15 protein-coding genes, 3 tRNA genes and 1 pseudogene are annotated in these 16263 nt (G+C 41.8%); 11 read left to right on the top strand and 8 right to left on the bottom strand.

Translation table 11 applies throughout. From position 1 onward, the window contains the following. Positions 1 to 19: 19 nt before the first annotated feature. On the bottom strand, positions 20 to 1072 hold the full coding sequence (locus tag K0625_RS23630) for a hypothetical protein (RefSeq protein ID WP_220111830.1): 1053 nt from the start codon (positions 1070 to 1072) through the stop codon (positions 20 to 22). A 153-nt stretch (positions 1073 to 1225) separates the two neighbouring features. Here K0625_RS23630 and K0625_RS23625 point away from each other — a divergent pair, with 153 nt between their 5' ends. Then, entirely contained in the window at positions 1226 to 1780 is a 555-nt protein-coding gene (locus K0625_RS23625; protein ID WP_220111829.1) for a GNAT family N-acetyltransferase, read from the top strand. Between the two features lie 47 nt (positions 1781 to 1827). Next, positions 1828 to 3168: an NAD(P)/FAD-dependent oxidoreductase gene (locus K0625_RS23620; RefSeq protein WP_220111828.1), complete on the top strand. Its 1341-nt coding sequence runs from the start codon at positions 1828 to 1830 to the stop codon at positions 3166 to 3168. On the opposite strand, the gene K0625_RS23615 is transcribed toward K0625_RS23620, so the two are convergent. Beyond that, positions 3165 to 4286: an extracellular solute-binding protein gene (locus tag K0625_RS23615; protein WP_220111827.1), complete on the bottom strand. Its 1122-nt coding sequence runs from the start codon at positions 4284 to 4286 to the stop codon at positions 3165 to 3167. The genes K0625_RS23620 and K0625_RS23615 overlap by 4 nt on opposite strands. 171 nt (positions 4287 to 4457) lie before the next feature. Between K0625_RS23615 and K0625_RS23610 the strand changes: the two genes are divergently transcribed. Beyond that, entirely contained in the window at positions 4458 to 4733 is a 276-nt protein-coding gene (locus tag K0625_RS23610; protein ID WP_012325012.1) for a hypothetical protein, read from the top strand. Positions 4734 to 4893: 160 nt separating this feature from the next. Further along, the gene (locus K0625_RS23605; RefSeq protein WP_220111826.1) at positions 4894 to 5283 is read left to right on the top strand and encodes a glycine zipper family protein; all 390 of its coding nucleotides are present in this window, start codon (positions 4894 to 4896) and stop codon (positions 5281 to 5283) included. A gap of 89 nt (positions 5284 to 5372) precedes the next feature. Here the strand turns inward: K0625_RS23605 and gap are convergent, their stop codons facing one another. Together gap and K0625_RS23595 are read right to left on the bottom strand one after the other, a co-directional pair. Then, positions 5373 to 6383, bottom strand: coding sequence for a type I glyceraldehyde-3-phosphate dehydrogenase (gene gap, locus K0625_RS23600; protein WP_012325014.1), 1011 nt, complete (start codon positions 6381 to 6383; stop codon positions 5373 to 5375). A 229-nt stretch (positions 6384 to 6612) separates the two neighbouring features. Continuing rightward, entirely contained in the window at positions 6613 to 7449 is an 837-nt protein-coding gene (locus K0625_RS23595; protein WP_220111825.1) for a DUF2989 domain-containing protein, read from the bottom strand. Positions 7450 to 7652: 203 nt separating this feature from the next. Between K0625_RS23595 and K0625_RS23590 the strand changes: the two genes are divergently transcribed. From K0625_RS23590 to K0625_RS23570, 5 genes are all read left to right on the top strand, one after another. Further along, positions 7653 to 9089, top strand: coding sequence for a glyceraldehyde-3-phosphate dehydrogenase (locus tag K0625_RS23590; protein WP_012325016.1), 1437 nt, complete (start codon positions 7653 to 7655; stop codon positions 9087 to 9089). A gap of 260 nt (positions 9090 to 9349) precedes the next feature. Next, positions 9350 to 9425 (top strand) — tRNA-Gly (locus tag K0625_RS23585). Positions 9426 to 9536: 111 nt separating this feature from the next. Beyond that, positions 9537 to 9610, top strand: a tRNA-Cys gene (locus tag K0625_RS23580). Positions 9611 to 9704: 94 nt separating this feature from the next. After that, positions 9705 to 9790 (top strand) — tRNA-Leu (locus K0625_RS23575). Between the two features lie 364 nt (positions 9791 to 10154). Beyond that, positions 10155 to 11348 (top strand): amino acid aminotransferase, encoded by a 1194-nt coding sequence (locus K0625_RS23570; RefSeq protein WP_220111824.1) that lies wholly within the window; start codon positions 10155 to 10157, stop codon positions 11346 to 11348. 56 nt (positions 11349 to 11404) lie between these two features. On the opposite strand, the gene yvcK is transcribed toward K0625_RS23570, so the two are convergent. Continuing rightward, the gene (gene yvcK, locus K0625_RS23565) at positions 11405 to 12307 is read right to left on the bottom strand and encodes a uridine diphosphate-N-acetylglucosamine-binding protein YvcK (RefSeq protein ID WP_220111823.1); all 903 of its coding nucleotides are present in this window, start codon (positions 12305 to 12307) and stop codon (positions 11405 to 11407) included. A 157-nt stretch (positions 12308 to 12464) separates the two neighbouring features. Here yvcK and K0625_RS23560 point away from each other — a divergent pair, with 157 nt between their 5' ends. Both K0625_RS23560 and K0625_RS23555 read left to right on the top strand, forming a co-directional pair. Next, positions 12465 to 13292 (top strand): glucosaminidase domain-containing protein, encoded by an 828-nt coding sequence (locus tag K0625_RS23560; protein WP_220111822.1) that lies wholly within the window; start codon positions 12465 to 12467, stop codon positions 13290 to 13292. Then, a complete protein-coding gene (locus K0625_RS23555) occupies positions 13270 to 13890 on the top strand; it encodes a DUF2987 domain-containing protein (protein ID WP_220111821.1) in 621 nt (206 codons plus the stop codon). The genes K0625_RS23560 and K0625_RS23555 overlap by 23 nt, the downstream gene beginning before the upstream one ends. Before the next feature lie 61 nt (positions 13891 to 13951). Here K0625_RS23555 and ttcA read toward each other — a convergent pair whose 3' ends face one another. The 3 genes and pseudogenes from ttcA to K0625_RS23540 form a co-directional block, all read right to left on the bottom strand. Next, a complete protein-coding gene (gene ttcA / locus K0625_RS23550) occupies positions 13952 to 14911 on the bottom strand; it encodes a tRNA 2-thiocytidine(32) synthetase TtcA (RefSeq protein ID WP_064791316.1) in 960 nt (319 codons plus the stop codon). A 71-nt stretch (positions 14912 to 14982) separates the two neighbouring features. Continuing rightward, positions 14983 to 15915, bottom strand: coding sequence for a universal stress protein UspE (gene uspE / locus K0625_RS23545; RefSeq protein WP_220111820.1), 933 nt, complete (start codon positions 15913 to 15915; stop codon positions 14983 to 14985). A gap of 284 nt (positions 15916 to 16199) precedes the next feature. Continuing rightward, positions 16200 to 16263: pseudogene (locus K0625_RS23540) on the bottom strand (IS200/IS605 family transposase); the annotation flags it as partial.

The raw sequence follows: 16263 nt of genomic DNA, 5'->3' as shown, positions 1-16263 counted from the left end.
CTCATAAACAGTGAGCCTTCTAGCTCACTGCAGGGAATGCGGGAGAGATACATTTTTTTACCACAAAACGGTAACCATAATCTGCTTCAGAATCCTCTTTTATCTCTAAAATCTCATAGTCATTGAGCTCCACCACGTTGGTATCTTGCTCCATTTTACACCTTGATTTCGTATCAGACTCTAGATAAAAAGCGAATGTAGCAATCAGGTGGCGCACTATGCTTTCATAGTCCGAACGTGCATTTTTATATAGTTCTTCATTTGATTTTTTAGTCTCTTCTGAAGGTAGAGATAAACCGATGGACAAATCATCATTGATTAATTTCATTCCAGCCGGCAGATGTTTTGTTTGGTTAAAAGATTCAATTATCTCATTGTGAACATTTTCAACCACAACTGCTTTATTCTCATCGGTAAGCGCTACATCATCATTGAACTCATCATCTAAATTGACGAGTAAGACTAAATGATAAAGCACGATTGAAGCTAATATGACACGCACTAACATGGTTGAAAACCGAAAGTGATCATGATTGGTCAGCCTTAACCCTTTGATGCCAAAAGGCTTTAGCATGAGTAAAAAAACAAGATAAATAGGAACTGCAATCTGGAGTAAGAGTATCGCCAAAGCGGTCATTGCAATGACCCAAGCGGGTAGATAAAGCAAAATGGCGAAATTGTGTGTGTATGAGAAATGTGTAGATGAAACGCCTACGACTTCATTAACGACAGAGGCGGCTCCCGCTATAGCAAAGTTTGCGATCACAGCATAGAAAAGCAGTAACACAGCTTTTCCTGACAAGCTGTGCCAGACACGTTCGAACAGTGGCCAAAACTCTAATGTCAGTGCCACAACGGTAATAATGACCACTAAGCCTAAATAATCTGGTGACATTAATAACAATAGCGCAAACAGGTAGAGTTTCTGAGCAATCGTTAATCGCTTAAGCAAGCTCACCATTTTTTGATAGTAGCTGCGCAGTGACTGGAAGCTGCCAAGCAATAGATTTATTGGCGAATTGATAATTTTTTGAAAACGGACACCTGTCTCCTCTTTAGGGAGTTGCTCCATTGGCTTTTTCCTTCAATTAACACAAAGCTAGGATGGTAACTTGTTATTAACATATGCTCCATCTATTTTACTGTTAAGGTGTAAAAGCGGATTAAACAAATACTATACATCCACCTCTATTTTGTTTAGCTTAATCCAAAAAAGGACAAAGTGATGATAGAAGCATTAGAGCAGGAACATTTTGAAGATGTCATAGCCTTAGGCAATAAAGTCCATGGTGATGGCTACCTTGATCTCCGATCAATGCAGTCCCTTTACCAAAAAGGAATTAAGGATGAGATTAATGCTAATTTTGTCGCTGTTCTCAATGATGAATTGGTTGGCTTTAGATTGACCTATGCACCTGGTAATTGGCAACCCGACAGTTGGTGTCTACCTGATGCATGGGGAGTCGAACCCGAAAAAGTCTGTTATTTTAAGTGTAATACCGTTGCAGAGGAGCACCGGGGCGAGGGGATTGGTGGTAAATTATTGCAAGCATCTATAGCAGCAACCAAACATCAAGGCGCAAAAGCGGGCATAAGTCATCTCTGGAAAGATAGTCCCAATAATTCGGCAGTCAACTACTTTACTAAAGCGGGGGGAGTGTTAATCAAAGAGTACCCTAATAGATGGAATAATACGAAAGAGCACCCCGATTATATCTGCATATTATGTGGCCCTGAGTGTCACTGCACCGCTTGTGAGATGATTTTAATCTTTAAATAATTGACTCCCCATTCAAACATGATGAGCCCAACATAAAGCCCAATGAGATGACCTTAAAACAATATGACCCTCTAATATCTACAACACCCGCAGCACAAAACTGGCCAAACTCCTATTGGGCGAGTACTGTTCCGCCGCCGCAAGATACCCCATCTCTTAAGGGAAATGTTCAAGCAGATGTTGTAGTTATTGGTGCTGGTTATACTGGGTTACTAACCGCTTATTATCTTGCCAAAGAGTTTAATGTCGATGTATGTGTCGTAGAAGCGAATACTGTTGGTTTTGGTGCCAGCGGACGCAATGCAGGCTTCGTATTAAAGGGCTCAGGTCGACTCGGTTACACTCAAATAGCAAAGAAGTGGGATCTCGATATCGCAAAAGGGATCTATCAGGAGTTTAGTGAAGCGGTAGAGCGTGTCGGTTCATTGATAACTTCAAACCAGATAACGTGTGAGCCTCAAGAAAAGGGGTACTTAAAAGTTGCTCATAATCCAAAAGCGATGAAACAGCTCAAACTCGCCTCTAATTTCATAACGACTGAGTTAGGTGGGCAAGCGGAGCTACTTTCACTAGAGCAGCTAACTGAAAATTACATGCATCACCATCAGGCCTATGGTGCCCTAAGGTTAGATGATGGATTTGGTATAAACCCATTAAAATTAGTTCTAGGCTACAAGTCGTTAGTGAAAAATAGCAAAGTATCTATTTTTGAAAATACCTGTGTTCATCGCTGGTTTGAGGAAAGGGGGAAACATAGGTTAATTACGCCGGGTGGAGAGATCACGGCAAATAGAGTTATCTGTGCCGGTAACGCATACACACCAAAAACATTTAACCCTTGTCTCGATGACAAATACCTACCTATCTTAAGTAATGTCATTGTTACAGAGCCGCTCACAGGCGCCGAGCTGCTAGAAGCTGGGCTCAAAACTCACCAAGTTACTATGGATACGCGCTTACTTAAGTATTATTACCGTCTTTTACCCGATAACCGACTACTTTTGGGAGGTAGAGGTGCCATTACAGGTAAAGATGCACAGGATCCCATTTATGCACAAAGATTAAAGTATGCGCTTGCTCAGTGTTTTCCTGTTCTTGCCAATAAAACTGTCGATTATAACTGGACAGGCTGGATAGCGGCGGCCATCGATGATATGCCCCATGTTTATCAAAAAGGTGGAGTGGGGTACAGCTTAGGTTATTGTGGTTCTGGAGTCTCTTTCAGTGCACAAGCGGCCTATCGTTTGGCTCAAACATTAGCGGGTATCAAGACACCCGACCTACCACTTTATCGTCAACCTTTACCCCCATTTCCATTTGCACGGATGAGGCGAATAGGACAGTGGGGGTATTATCATTATGCCTGGATGAGAGACAAGTATGCTTAAGGCTGTCTCTGCTTTTTAGCCCTTTCAAGCATCTTCTTCATTAACCCATAGCTTCTTTGATCGTAGGGTGGAACAAACATGTTTTCATTTAATATTTTATCGGGATCCCCCAAAATAGTGTTAACTGGGACAATTTGAGAGGCAGGGACCATGGAGAGCTCATTTGATATTCGGTTTTGAACCTCTTTACCGATAAAATAATTGGCGAAAATCTCTGCTGCCTCTAGCTTCCTGCCTGATAACCCTTTTACAAAATTTATCGTATCAAGCCAAGCCATATGGCCCTCCTCAAAGTCGATGAGCTCCCAATTCCCACCCCTCACATTTTCCGCATGTATTTCAGGTCCCCAGCTGCTGACAATCAATAGCTCATCATTAAAAGTAGGCGCATCAGTCCAGAAACTGCCAGCGGCATCATATAGCGCTGTCAATTGAGTTTGAAAAGCCCCATCTGGTGCAGACTTTACCATGACGCCACTTCTGTTTTCTTTTTGAAACTCCTCATAAAGATAGAAGGGCGACTCGCCTTGACTCATTAATGTTAGACCTATGTTGTACCACTCTTGGGCCCCGTTCAACGAGAACTTATGCCTCCACTCAGGCTGCCATAACGCTTTTACAGAGTATGGGATAAGCGAGGGAGTAACTCTGTCATGATCGATATAGAAACCATAAATACCGCCTCCCCATGGGATATAAAGCGGTAGCCCATCTCTATCTACTCCCATTTTAAGCCTTGTTAGGTTTGGATAAAGGTGCTGATAATTAGTCAACCTAGGAGAGTCTATATTCACAGGTTGAAGTAGCTTGGCCGTTTGCTCCTTTTTCATCTTAATAAAAAAGAGGGTTAAAAAAGTGATGTCGCACTCTTTGCCTCTGATCAAGTTGTACATCTGCTCAGCCCCTTCAGCGTAAGGGGAGATAACTTCAACGTGATAACCATAACCTTGTTCCTGTAGTAACTGGTTAACACGAGAGATGTCACCGTCGGTCACATAGCCCTCCCAAGTTAGCACTCTTATTACTTGAGTCTCACTACTTTCATCAGATATAGAAGAAGTGCTAAATAAAAGAGAGCTAATAGCGAGAATTAAGGAGAAACCAATATACTTTTTCATCTACTTTTACACCGATCAGCTCTATTAAAGAGGAGCTTAAATTCAATTTAGCGATAAGATCTGCACATACAAAGTTTAGCCTAACTCTTCATGCTCTGTTATATAGATAGAAACGTGCTAAATCTTCCGTCCCTTGCTATTCTTAACAGCTGCTTAAAAAAGGGGGAAGTAATGAAATCAAATCTGGATAAAATGCTTGCTAGCCATAACAAGCTTGTTCACTCAGAAGGGGTTAAGATCGTTTCTCATACCCAACGAGAAGTTGAAGAGTGGGTTCAACATACTGTGATGATTGAGGGGTGTGATGCACCTTTTAAGTTTAGACGCCCTAAAAAATTCAAGTGCCTTAAAGGCAACAGGGTAAATATGACCTATTATCCTGAGCAAGAAAAAGTGGCAGGCTTCGAAATTGAAGTCATGAAAGTCGTCAGAATCAAACGTTTCTAACAGCATATAAAAATAACTCATGGATGAGTTTGATCTAGTGATTTAGTCACTCTCATTGGCCACATTAAGCCTTCATTCAGCTATAATTTAGTAACATTATTTTATTCCTTAAGTGACCTAGTCATTTGAAAGTGCATTATTTATAGCGATAGGAACTAAGATGAAAAAGACGATGTTACTCATTGGACTAATACTCATGCACACCTCTGTGTCTGCTAAGATCATTGTTGATAAGTCTGGGGTAGATGAGAAAGACTATATCTACGACCTCCATCAATGTACTGAGTATTCACAGCAAGTTGATAAGAAAGCAGCAGATGGTGGCGTCGTCTCTGGCGCAGCAAAGGGGGCCGCTCTGGGAGCCGCAGCTGGTGCTATTTCTGGTGGTTCAGGCTCTGACGGTGCGAAAACAGGCGCAGCTGTTGGTGTAGTAGGGGGCTTTCTTGGGAAGAACCGCAGTAAACGACAGAATCAACACAATTATGAGCAGGAACAAGCCTTAATCATTAAGAACTGCATGACAAACCGAGGCTATGTTGTATTAAATTAGCTTCGTTGTTATTGATTGAACACATTACAGGACAAGAGAACAGGCACAAAAAAGCCAACCATGAAGGTTGGCTTTTTAATGACTTAAAATTACTTAGCAGTCATTAATGCAACAGCGTTATCGAGCATACGATTACTGAAGCCCCACTCATTGTCGTACCAAGCCATCACTTTAACTAAACGACCATTAACGCGTGTTTGAGTCGCATCAAAGTTTGATGAGAATGGGTTATGGTTAAAGTCGATAGAAACCAAAGGCTCCTTGTTAACCGCTAACACTTCATTCATTGGAGAGAGTGACGCTGCACTTTCAATGATGGCGTTAACCTCTTCTACTGTCGTATCACGCGCCGCAATAAAAGATAGGTCAACCAGTGACACGTTCACAGTTGGAACGCGAACAGCTAAACCGTCAAACTTACCAGCTAGCTCTGGAACAACTAGGCCAACAGCTGCTGCTGCACCTGTCTTAGTTGGGATCATCGACATTGCCGCTGCACGAGCACGACGAAGATCTGTATGGTAAACATCAGATAGACGCTGATCATTTGTGTATGCGTGAATCGTTGTCATTAAGCCTGATTCGATACCAATCTCATCATTTAGTGGCTTAGCGAACGGTGCAAGGCAGTTAGTGGTACATGAAGCGTTAGAGATCACCGTCATATCAGCAGTAATTTCGTTGTTGTTCACACCGTAAACTACGGTTGCATCCACATTCTTACCTGGGGCAGAGATAAGTACTTTCTTGGCACCAGCAGTGAGGTGTGGTTGTACTGCTTCTTTAGAGGTGAAAATACCAGTACATTCAAAGACCACATCAACATTTAACTCTGCCCAAGGAAGTTTAGCTGGGTCTCTTTCAGAGAATGTGAGGATTTTGTCATCATTAACATAGATAGCTTCTGCATCATGATCGACTTTAGCGTTAAAACGGCCATGAACAGAATCATACTTAGTCAAGTGTGCATTGATCGAAGCATCACCTAGATCATTAAGAGCAACAATCTGGATTGGGTAATCCTTTTCGCTTTCATAAAGTGCACGTAAAACATTTCTACCGATACGGCCATAACCGTTAATTGCTACGCGGATAGTCATCTGATATCCCTCTGGTGAATGTAAAAAAATTATCTGGTAGTAAAATTACCAAACTGACAGCCACCGTCAAGTAATATCCGTTTTATCGCCCAATTTTCAGTAACAATTTCGGCATTTCTTTTACAATGATCATATTTTTTACAAAAAGAGGCTGTGTTTTGGTAAATAATTTTCCTATTGGCAGATTTTTTGCCACCGAAGAGCAGGGCGAAAACTTACCTTATAACCTCTACTCCCTCTCTAAGATACGCCTAATTTTACTGGAATGATAACTTCCAGATTGAAGTGAATCGACTAACTCCTCAGCGTGATCATCAAGAAATACCTTCAGCTCGGTATCACCATTGATTAGCATCAACATGCTTTTTTCAGAAACTTGATTCTCACTCATTAAGATATTAGCTCTGGAGAGAAGATAGGTCATCTCCAAGTCATTGAGCTTTTGATAGGTGTTGGCTAAGCCCAATAACCATTCTGGGTTAAAGTTCTCGTCATTACTCTTATTAAATACTTCCAAATATACTTTTCGTGCTTTAGCAGGGTCGTATTTTTGAAAGTAGGAAGCTATCCCAGCCAAAATCTCAATATCATCGATAAGGTTGAGTCGCTCAGCACGAAGTATCTTTGCTTGTGCCACCTGATCATTAAAACGGGTCCAGTGATAATAAGCTAAGTAAGGATCATTACTCTCTTTAGTGGAGACTTGAAGCTCAGCCAGACTCTGTGCACTTAACCCAAACGCTCGGGTTCTATCATTGGTTCTTTCAGGATGAAGAATATGTTGCACACCAGAGGCAAGTTCAATGCACTTATTGTACTTCTCTAGATGGATCAGATGATGGTAAAGCGCTTTACCTGGAGGGGATTGTTCGTGCTTTAGTCTGAGCCGACTCTTAAGTAGGTCCGATTTCTCATATCGACACCAACTATCTTTATGCAAATCTGCACAAAGTTCAGGATTATTTTTACAAATAGTGTTGTTATTCCCGACATTATCACAGCCTAAAAGTGCCGAAAAAACGATAATGCTAAAAAATGATCTAAATATTACGACACTTCTACTCAAAACAGGCTCCAACTCGTACTTTATGCTAATAAAATTACAATGTTACATTAAATATCTTGCTGGCTTGAGAGCCTGCTTTTCATTACAATAGCGCCGACCATAAAGGGTTTTACCCGATTTATAATTAGAGTATTGGTCTTTTTTTTTTGTTACTCAATCATTTCTGCTAAATAAAGTGGAATAATGAGATAAAGGATCTGTAAATGAGCGCTGATAAACACCTACAAAGCTGGCAAGAACGTTTCGAAATGGCAGAGGCGATGCAACCTCTTCTAGGAAAATTATATCGCAATCAGGGTGTCGAAGTCGTTTTATACGGTAAACCACTCCTTAATGCTTCAACCATAGAGATCATCAAGTCTCACCGTCTAGTACGTAAGCATGTTGGTTATAAGCTAAGACTGCGTGAAAGTTTCCCGTTTGTTGAAGCACTAAGTAAATTAGCGGTAAAACAGTGTAAAGTGGATATTGGTAAGCTAGCAATCAAATACTGGCGTGAAAATGATGATGCAAGCGGTATTGAAGCTTACATGAGCCAAGAGCTTGCTACGGCCATTGATCACGATGATCAAGAGAAGCCTAGAGATGTTGTGCTTTATGGTTTCGGTCGAATTGGTCGTTTGCTCGCACGTCTATTGATTGAAAGAACTGGTGTGAGTAACAAACTTCGCTTACGTGCCATAGTACTTCGTGGTGGGCGTAAAGGTGATCTCGAGAAGCGTGCAAGCTTATTACGAAGAGATTCAGTTCACGGTCCATTCAACGGCTCTGTTGAAGTCGATGAAGAGAACAATGCCATTATCGCTAACGGTACCTATATTCAAGTTATCTACGCGAACTCACCAGATGCAATTGATTACACAAGCTTCGATATCAATGATGCACTTGTGGTCGATAACACTGGTATCTGGAAAGATGAAGATGGACTCGGTCTGCATCTGAAATCTAAAGGCGCAACAAAAGTTCTGCTAACGGCTCCTGCTAAAGGCAGCATCAAAAACATCGTTTATGGTGTTAATGAGTCAGATATTTTGGCCGAAGATACCATTGTATCGGCAGCCAGTTGTACCACCAATGCCATCACGCCAGTCCTTAAAGCGATTAACGATAAGTATGGCATTGAAAATGGTCACGTTGAAACCATTCACTCCTATACCAATGACCAGAACTTAATCGACAACTACCACAGTGCAGATCGCCGTGGGCGCAGTGCACCACTTAATATGGTTATCACTGAAACTGGCGCCGCTAAAGCTGTATCAAAAGCACTCCCTGTGCTTGAAGGTAAGTTAACTGGTAACGCTATCCGCGTTCCTACGCCAAATGTCTCTATGGCTATTATCAGCTTGAACCTAAATGGTGAAACTAATAAAGAGGAGATCAACGATTACCTGCGTAATATCGCACTAAACTCAGATCTTCAGAATCAAGTTGATTTCACTGAATCAACTGAAATTGTTTCATCTGATCTTGTCGGCTCACGTTACGCAGGCGTTGTTGATTCACAAGCAACCATAGCAGATGGTAAGCGCACAATTTTATACGTATGGTATGACAATGAGTTTGGCTACAGCTGTCAGGTTGTTGGTGTGATGCAGAAGATGCTTGGTCTTAATTACCAATCACTGCCTCATGGCTAAGCTTTCATAATTAAATAGCAGTAATAAAGCCCCATGCTTAACGGTATGGGGCTTTTTTTATACTCATTGTCGTAAGCTGATATGTTTTTTTGTACAAAAAATATGGCTTTGGGCTAATTTAACAACAGTCAGATTGAAAACCCATTTTTATCTGATCTACATGATTGACTCTGCGGCTCAGATCGGTAGAATGCCATTCCGCAGTCAGGGGAAAGCTTGGTAAACAAACTTAACCTGATTCTAAAGTAAGATGTAAAAGTGCGACATTAGCTCAGTTGGTAGAGCGATACCTTGCCAAGGTATAGGTCATCGGTTCGAACCCGATATGTCGCTCCAAAATTTTATTGAAAAGATAAAGTTTTGGTAGGAAATAGCTTCTTGTTTTAATGAAGGGGCGGTTCGAACCACTCTTTATTAGAGAAGGTTCGCTCCAATCTTACAAATATTGGCGCGATGGCAGAATGGCTATGCTGCGGATTGCAAATCCGTCGATCTCGGTTCGACTCCGGGTCGCGCCTCCATATTAAGATATTGATGAGTTTGGTTGAGTAATTTTTTACTACAACCAAGCAGTATTAACTACCGATAATATGTATCGTCAAAATCAACGAGTTTGCCCGAGTGGTGGAATCGGTAGACACAAGGGATTTAAAATCCCTCGCTGAATAAGCGTGCCGGTTCAAGTCCGGCCTCGGGTACCATCATTAAGATGACATTGAAGCCTCAACATCAGTTGGGGCTTTTTTGTATTAAGCTTTTATGGGCCGGCCTAAATCCCTCGCAACTCTTAATAAGACGTGATCGGCTGACTTTTTATAAAAGAGCCTCAGCGATCATAAAGATGGCGATCCCTTATCAAGCTTATTAACCATAAGCTGTTTTAATTATTCTCATAAAAGAGATAGCTCTAATGCGGTTTGTCGAAAAATTATCAAGAAAATTGGATGTAATCCCAATTAACAACTATTTTTTCTACTAGTACTAAAACTCTCTACCTCTTGCTCTCTGACAATGGTATAAAGAGTCCCGAAATCCCCTACATTCAAATACTTTAGGAAAGCAGTCATGATATTTACCCAGGTTGAACTTGCACCAGCTGATCCCATTTTAGGTCTTACGGATGCATTTAAAGCTGATAAAAGAACAGGAAAAGTAAACCTAGGCGTGGGGATCTATAAAAATGAAGCGGGGCTGACTCCCATTTTATCCTCAGTGAAACAAGCTGAGGCTAAATTACTTGCATCAGAAGAGAGTAAAAGCTACTTAGGTATTGAAGGTGTTCAGGCATACAATGATGCCGTGCAGAGTCTACTTTTCGGTGCCGCTCATCAGGTTGTTAAAGACAAAAGAGCATTAACGGCACAAGCTCCAGGTGGTACAGGCTCTCTACGTGTTGCAGCAGAGTTCCTTGCCCGTAATACTAAATCGAAAACCATTTGGGTTAGTAATCCAACTTGGGCTAACCACAAGAATATATTCCAATCTGCCTCTCTTGAGATTAAAGAGTACCGCTATTACAAAGCAGAAACTCACGATAAAGACTTCGATGCCATGGTTGAAGATCTTTCATCTGCGCAAGCTGGCGATCTCGTGTTACTCCATGGGTGTTGCCATAATCCAACGGGCATTGATTTAACCCAAGACCAATGGGAAATCATTGCTCAATTATGCTTAAAGCAAGAGTTAGTTCCTCTGTTTGATTTCGCCTACCAAGGCTTTGGTGATGGCGTAGATGAAGATGCAAATGGCTTAAGAATCGTAGCTGATACCGTACCAGAACTTATCATCGCTAACTCTTTCTCTAAAAACTTTGGCCTCTACAATGAGCGTATTGGTGCCGTCACTCTAGTGGGCGATTCCCAAGGGTCTGTCATTAAAGCATTTAGCCAAGTTAAGAGTACTATTCGCGGCAACTACTCAAACCCGCCAGCTCATGGCGCATTAATTGTGAGTACCATTTTAGGTGACACAGAGTTAAAGGCATTATGGGAGAGTGAGTTAAAAGAGATGCGTGAGCGTATCGCAAAGATGCGCACTCTGTTTGTAGAAACATTAAAGCAAGAAGGAGTCACACAGGACTTCAGCTTTATCTCAAGACAGAATGGCATGTTTAGCTTCTCCGGTCTCACTAAAGAGCAGGTCGCACAGCTAAAAGATGAGCACGGCGTCTATATTGTTGGCTCTGGACGTATCAGCGTTGCAGGCATGACAAAAGAGAACATGCCAGTGATCTGCAAAGCTATCGCTAGCGTTCTTTAATCTTTCTTGGATAAAAGAGAGCATATGAAAAAGGACAGCTAAGCTGTCCTTTTTCTTTAATTGGTTATCGTGTCAGACACGATACTGGCAAGGGCTTGTGCCAATGCTTTCCTATCATGTAAACCTTTGTGGTGTTTGCTCACCAAGGGGCGATAGAGAATGTTACCACTTTGATAGCTCTCCTCTGAGTGACTTAATATCCTATCTATAATCTTGACACCTAACACCTGATGACACCAATCAACTCTTTGGGTTAAAGAGAAGTCAGCAGAGGAGGAGGGTTCACGGGTAAGATTATCAATTAAGATCACCTCAGCATTGGATTCAGCCAGTGCTGCTGCAAACTTTGGCAGAAGCAGCGGTGGCATAATGCTAGTCAAAAAGCTACCAGGACCTAAGATCACCAGATCAGCCTCTCGAACCGCATCGCAAGCTTCACAGGTCGCAGTCACCACAGGCTCTAACGACAATGCCATAGGGTGTTCTGACATCTCATCGACACTGGTTTCACCAAATATTTTATTGCCACATGCTTGAATAGCAACCAGATGTGTCGGCTCCTCAGACATGGGGATAACGCGAGTTTCAATATTGAGAAACTGGCGTACGATATTCACAGCTTCAAGCGGCCTGACGCATAGCTCATCTAAAGCAAGCAACATGAGATTACCCAGATTGTGGCCCGATAGATCACTTTCACCAGCAAAACGGTACTCGAACAACAAGGAGCCGATAGAGGGCGTGCTTGCCAATTGGGATAAGCAGTTACGTAGATCGCCCCAAGCGATACAATCTTGTTGCTGTCTAAGTCTACCTGTGGAGCCACCATTATCTGTTGTTGCAACTATCCCTGTTAGCTTAGGACCAAGAAATGAGAGTGTTGATAGCACTCTGCCTAAGCCATGACCACCACCAATGGCAACCACTTTGTCGAATCTATTTAGTGCATTATATTGCATTCGGGTTGTTCCTTCCTGAATACCCAGATAATTAACCAACTGGGATTATACCTTAGAATCCCATGATTAACTGATGTTTTATCACTAAGCCAAGTGACTTGGGTCTATTTGAGATATAGCATATAATCTCAGGCGATAATTCACATTTGAGACACGAATGAAAACAGGAAGAGTTGGGAAGTTAACAGTATCGGTAAGCCTTGTTATCTTAGCCTTTATTGTATTAAAGCTTAATTTTATTGATTCAGAAGAGAAACAGGTCGATCAATTAGGAGCCATAATAGAGAACCAGCAGCATCTGAGTTTAATCCCTGATTTTGCATCTATTCCACTTGTCACAGACAAGAAACAGGCATTTTTCGATTACCTACGTCCTTGGGTTCGACTTCAAAATGGCATAATCAAAGATGAGCGTTTATTTTTACAGCGCTCATTGCAGCACCTTAATGACGGTCTAGCACTCACAGATGCTGAATACTACCGAATTGAGGAGATCGCCAATAAGTATCAATACTCTTCGCGCGCTTATAACGCGGAAACACTTAAAGAGTTGTTAGTAAGAACAGATATTATTCCTGAGTCTATGGTGCTAATTCAAGCCGCCAATGAGACAGGTTGGGGAAGTTCACGCTTCGCGAGAGAGGGACTTAATTTCTTTGGTCAGTGGTGCTTCAAAAAAGGTTGTGGCTTGGTCCCCCAGTCTCGTACTGCAGGGATGTCCCATGAAGTTGCTGTTTTCAAATCAGTAGAAGACTCTGTGGCTTCCTATATGCGCAACCTGAACTCCAACGCCGCTTACTCTCTTTTACGCTCAATTCGCGCCGATATGCGCGCACAAAATAAAGAACCCACAGCAGATGAACTTGTTTACGGGCTAGTAAATTACTCTGAACGTCAGGAAGCTTATATTGATGAGCTTTTAGAGATGTTACGTCATAACCAGCAGTACTTGGTAGGAAATAATGAAGAAAAGCCTTCTGTTTAGTTGTTTAATCGTTGCCTGTAGTTCATTGCAAGCAGCCCCAATATCATTAGAGTATCAAGGTTTTTATCAAAGGTTAAAGCAGGTCAATAAAGGGCATTACCCGCTTGTTGAACTTGCCTTTTTTGTACCTGGTAAAGATAAGTGCCATATAAAAAGTGGCACTATATCAACAGAGAAAGAATCGTTCCCCTTAACGATAACTAAAGATCAACGTCTATTTCTTCCTTTTGATGATAAATTAAAATCAGATAGGGCATTAATTAACTTAGATATCGAGGGGCAGGCTGAAAACTGTAATATCTCAATGCAAGTCCGAGCCAAGCAAACAAAGCTAAATTACGCTCAAAGCGAACTTCTTGAGATACAAGCACAGATGGATGCGCTGCTCGATGAGATGCAGGGTTTCCCTATGCGCTATTTCAGTGCTGATATTGCCGGCATCAACTTTGTCTTCGAATCTGACAGTAAAGTATCAGTGAAAATTGACGGCGAAGAGCAGTTAGTGTCAGGGAGTTTAAAGCTAAGTCGTGAACAATTAAGCCAACTCAAAGCGCTAGAACTGTCATCAAAACCTAAGGTGATCAGTCCAAGAACTTAATAGCAATCAATAAAAAAACCAGCGAAAGCTGGTTTTTTTATTGATTAAACTTGCCATTTGATTAAGGCGTATAGGTACTGACGATATCAATTTTGTGCTCAGGGTTAACGCGTTTCGCCTTACTAGCTGCATCAAGATCAATATGACCGTTATTTGAAACATCAACGAAATCAAACGCGGGAAGATCAGATTCAGCCACTTCCCCTTTTAGCGGTGCATTCGCATCACGAGTCAATGAGATAAAATCAAACTGCTCTCTATCTACACCTTGAGAAGGCGAGGTATTTTGCATCGCGGTAAAGATAGACTCGATGCGACCTGGATGTTCAACATCCCACTGATTAAGCATCTCTTTCACCGATGCACGTTTTAGGTTTTCCTGAGAGCCACATAGATTACATGGAATAATAGGGAACCCCTTAAGCTCGGCGTATTCGGCAATATCTTTTTCTCGAGCGTACGCAAGAGGACGGATCACCATGTTGGCACCATCATCGGAGAGCAACTTAGGTGGCATCGCTTTCTGTTTTCCAGCAAAAAACATATTCAGAAACAAGGTCTCAATAATATCGTCTCTGTGGTGCCCCAGTGCAATTTTAGTGGCACCAATTTTTTGCGCGAAACCATAAAGGGTTCCACGACGAAGGCGTGAACACAAAGAGCAGGTCTTTTGACCTTCAGGGATCTTATCTCTGACAATAGAGTAGGTGTCTTTCTCTAAGATATGGTAAGCCACTCCTAAACTATCAAGATAAGCTGGCAATACATGCTCAGGGAAACCAGGTTGCTTCTGATCTAAATTCACCGCAACAATCTCAAACTTAATCGGCGCACGTTGCTGGAGATCTAACAGAATATCAAGCATGGCGTAACTATCTTTACCACCTGAAAGGCAGCACATTATCCGATCGCCTTCTTCAACCATGTTGTAGTCGGAGATGGCTTTACCGACTTCGCTTCTGATTTTTTTCTGAAGCTTTTTCATTCGGGTAACTTGTTGAGCAGATAGATCGACAGACATAAAAAAACGCGCCTAGTAACACTTGAATTACGGGCGCGTAGTATATATTAAAATTTTTCGGTTACAAAGTATCAGCTCTCATCTAATGGCGATTTATAACCATCAGGTTTGATGGCAAGAAGGTCGCAATTGATGCTATCGATAACATGTTCAGCCGTATTACCAATTAATGCAGCTGAAAAGCCAGTTCGTCCAACCGTGCCTAAGATAACTAGCTCAGCATCAAGCTTTTTAGCCACATCTGGGATCACATCTTCAGGTAACCCCTCTTTAACGTGGCAGTTATCAGTACTTATTCCTAAGGTGAGGGCAAGTTCGCAAACTCTCTCCTCATGCTGCATACGTATCGTTTCACTGTATGTGTGAGCATCAAAATCTGGCAATTCAATGGCTAAATTCACTGGTGTTCCAGGGTAGCCATTAACAAGATGAACCTGAGCGTCAAATCTCTTGGCGAGATCTTTTGCATGTTCGACAATCTTGCTGTTTAGACTGATATGATCTTCATCTTCTGAGCCCACATTAATGGCACATAAGATCTTACCCGCAACTGGCCAGTCATGCTCTTTCACCAGCAAAACAGGGACAGGGGACTTACGCATCAGATGCCAATCCGTAGGCGTAAAGATAACCGACTTTAACTTATCGTGCTCATGTGTCCCTTTAACAATCAGATCAAACTCGTTGGAGATGGCATATTGAATAATGCTCTCAAACGGGCGGTTGTGCCAGATCACTTCACTTTCGATTGTCACTTCAGAGGTGGAGTAGTGCTCGACAACTTCATCGATCCAAGCTTGGCGCTGGGCAATAACGCCTTGGCGCATCGCTTCACGCTCCTGACCAGATAAGATGGACGTCATCTCATAGGAGAAATCAAAAATAGAGAGAAATACTGTTATGCTAGCTTGATTTCGGGTAGCAAGCTCAACAGCCCTTGCAAGAGCTGGTTGAGTATCACTGGTTGGATCCACAACAACTAACAGCTTTTTATATTCCTTCATACCTTACCCCTTTCTCATTCGATACCTTAATAATGAGCTACATAGCATAAAAGACATTGCTTTAGATCAAATGTACTCACGTTTCCATAGCTTGTTATAGCATTTTTTTTTGCTAAGTTACTTATCTATTTAGTATTAATCTGTAATTTTTTATATAGAAAATCAAATGAGGTGAGGGGATTTGATAAACGATGGAAGACAGGGGTAATAAAAAAGCGTCAATGTAAAGAATCCACCTTCTGAAGAAGGTGGCTTTGCATTAGCCCCCTAAAAGGGGGCGTTGTCTACTTCAAATCTAATTGCGGCTGCTCCTGTTTTTCAACCTTTTCTTGATGCCTTACATATCTT

The organism is Shewanella nanhaiensis (genome assembly GCF_019457885.1).
In the GTDB taxonomy this organism is placed as follows: domain Bacteria; phylum Pseudomonadota; class Gammaproteobacteria; order Enterobacterales; family Shewanellaceae; genus Shewanella; species Shewanella nanhaiensis.
This window is presented reverse-complemented; position numbering and strand designations above follow the sequence as displayed.

Coding starts and splice junctions, on each gene's coding strand:
- K0625_RS23630 (WP_220111830.1), bottom strand. CDS start 1,072: ATGGAGCAACTCCCTAAAGAGGAGACAGGTGTCCGTTTTCAAAAAATT.
- K0625_RS23625 (WP_220111829.1), top strand. CDS start 1,226: ATGATAGAAGCATTAGAGCAGGAACATTTTGAAGATGTCATAGCCTTA.
- K0625_RS23620 (WP_220111828.1), top strand. CDS start 1,828: ATGACCTTAAAACAATATGACCCTCTAATATCTACAACACCCGCAGCA.
- K0625_RS23615 (WP_220111827.1), bottom strand. CDS start 4,286: ATGAAAAAGTATATTGGTTTCTCCTTAATTCTCGCTATTAGCTCTCTT.
- K0625_RS23610 (WP_012325012.1), top strand. CDS start 4,458: ATGAAATCAAATCTGGATAAAATGCTTGCTAGCCATAACAAGCTTGTT.
- K0625_RS23605 (WP_220111826.1), top strand. CDS start 4,894: ATGAAAAAGACGATGTTACTCATTGGACTAATACTCATGCACACCTCT.
- gap (WP_012325014.1), bottom strand. CDS start 6,383: ATGACTATCCGCGTAGCAATTAACGGTTATGGCCGTATCGGTAGAAAT.
- K0625_RS23590 (WP_012325016.1), top strand. CDS start 7,653: ATGAGCGCTGATAAACACCTACAAAGCTGGCAAGAACGTTTCGAAATG.
- K0625_RS23570 (WP_220111824.1), top strand. CDS start 10,155: ATGATATTTACCCAGGTTGAACTTGCACCAGCTGATCCCATTTTAGGT.
- yvcK (WP_220111823.1), bottom strand. CDS start 12,307: ATGCAATATAATGCACTAAATAGATTCGACAAAGTGGTTGCCATTGGT.
- K0625_RS23560 (WP_220111822.1), top strand. CDS start 12,465: ATGAAAACAGGAAGAGTTGGGAAGTTAACAGTATCGGTAAGCCTTGTT.
- K0625_RS23555 (WP_220111821.1), top strand. CDS start 13,270: ATGAAGAAAAGCCTTCTGTTTAGTTGTTTAATCGTTGCCTGTAGTTCA.
- ttcA (WP_064791316.1), bottom strand. CDS start 14,911: ATGTCTGTCGATCTATCTGCTCAACAAGTTACCCGAATGAAAAAGCTT.
- uspE (WP_220111820.1), bottom strand. CDS start 15,915: ATGAAGGAATATAAAAAGCTGTTAGTTGTTGTGGATCCAACCAGTGAT.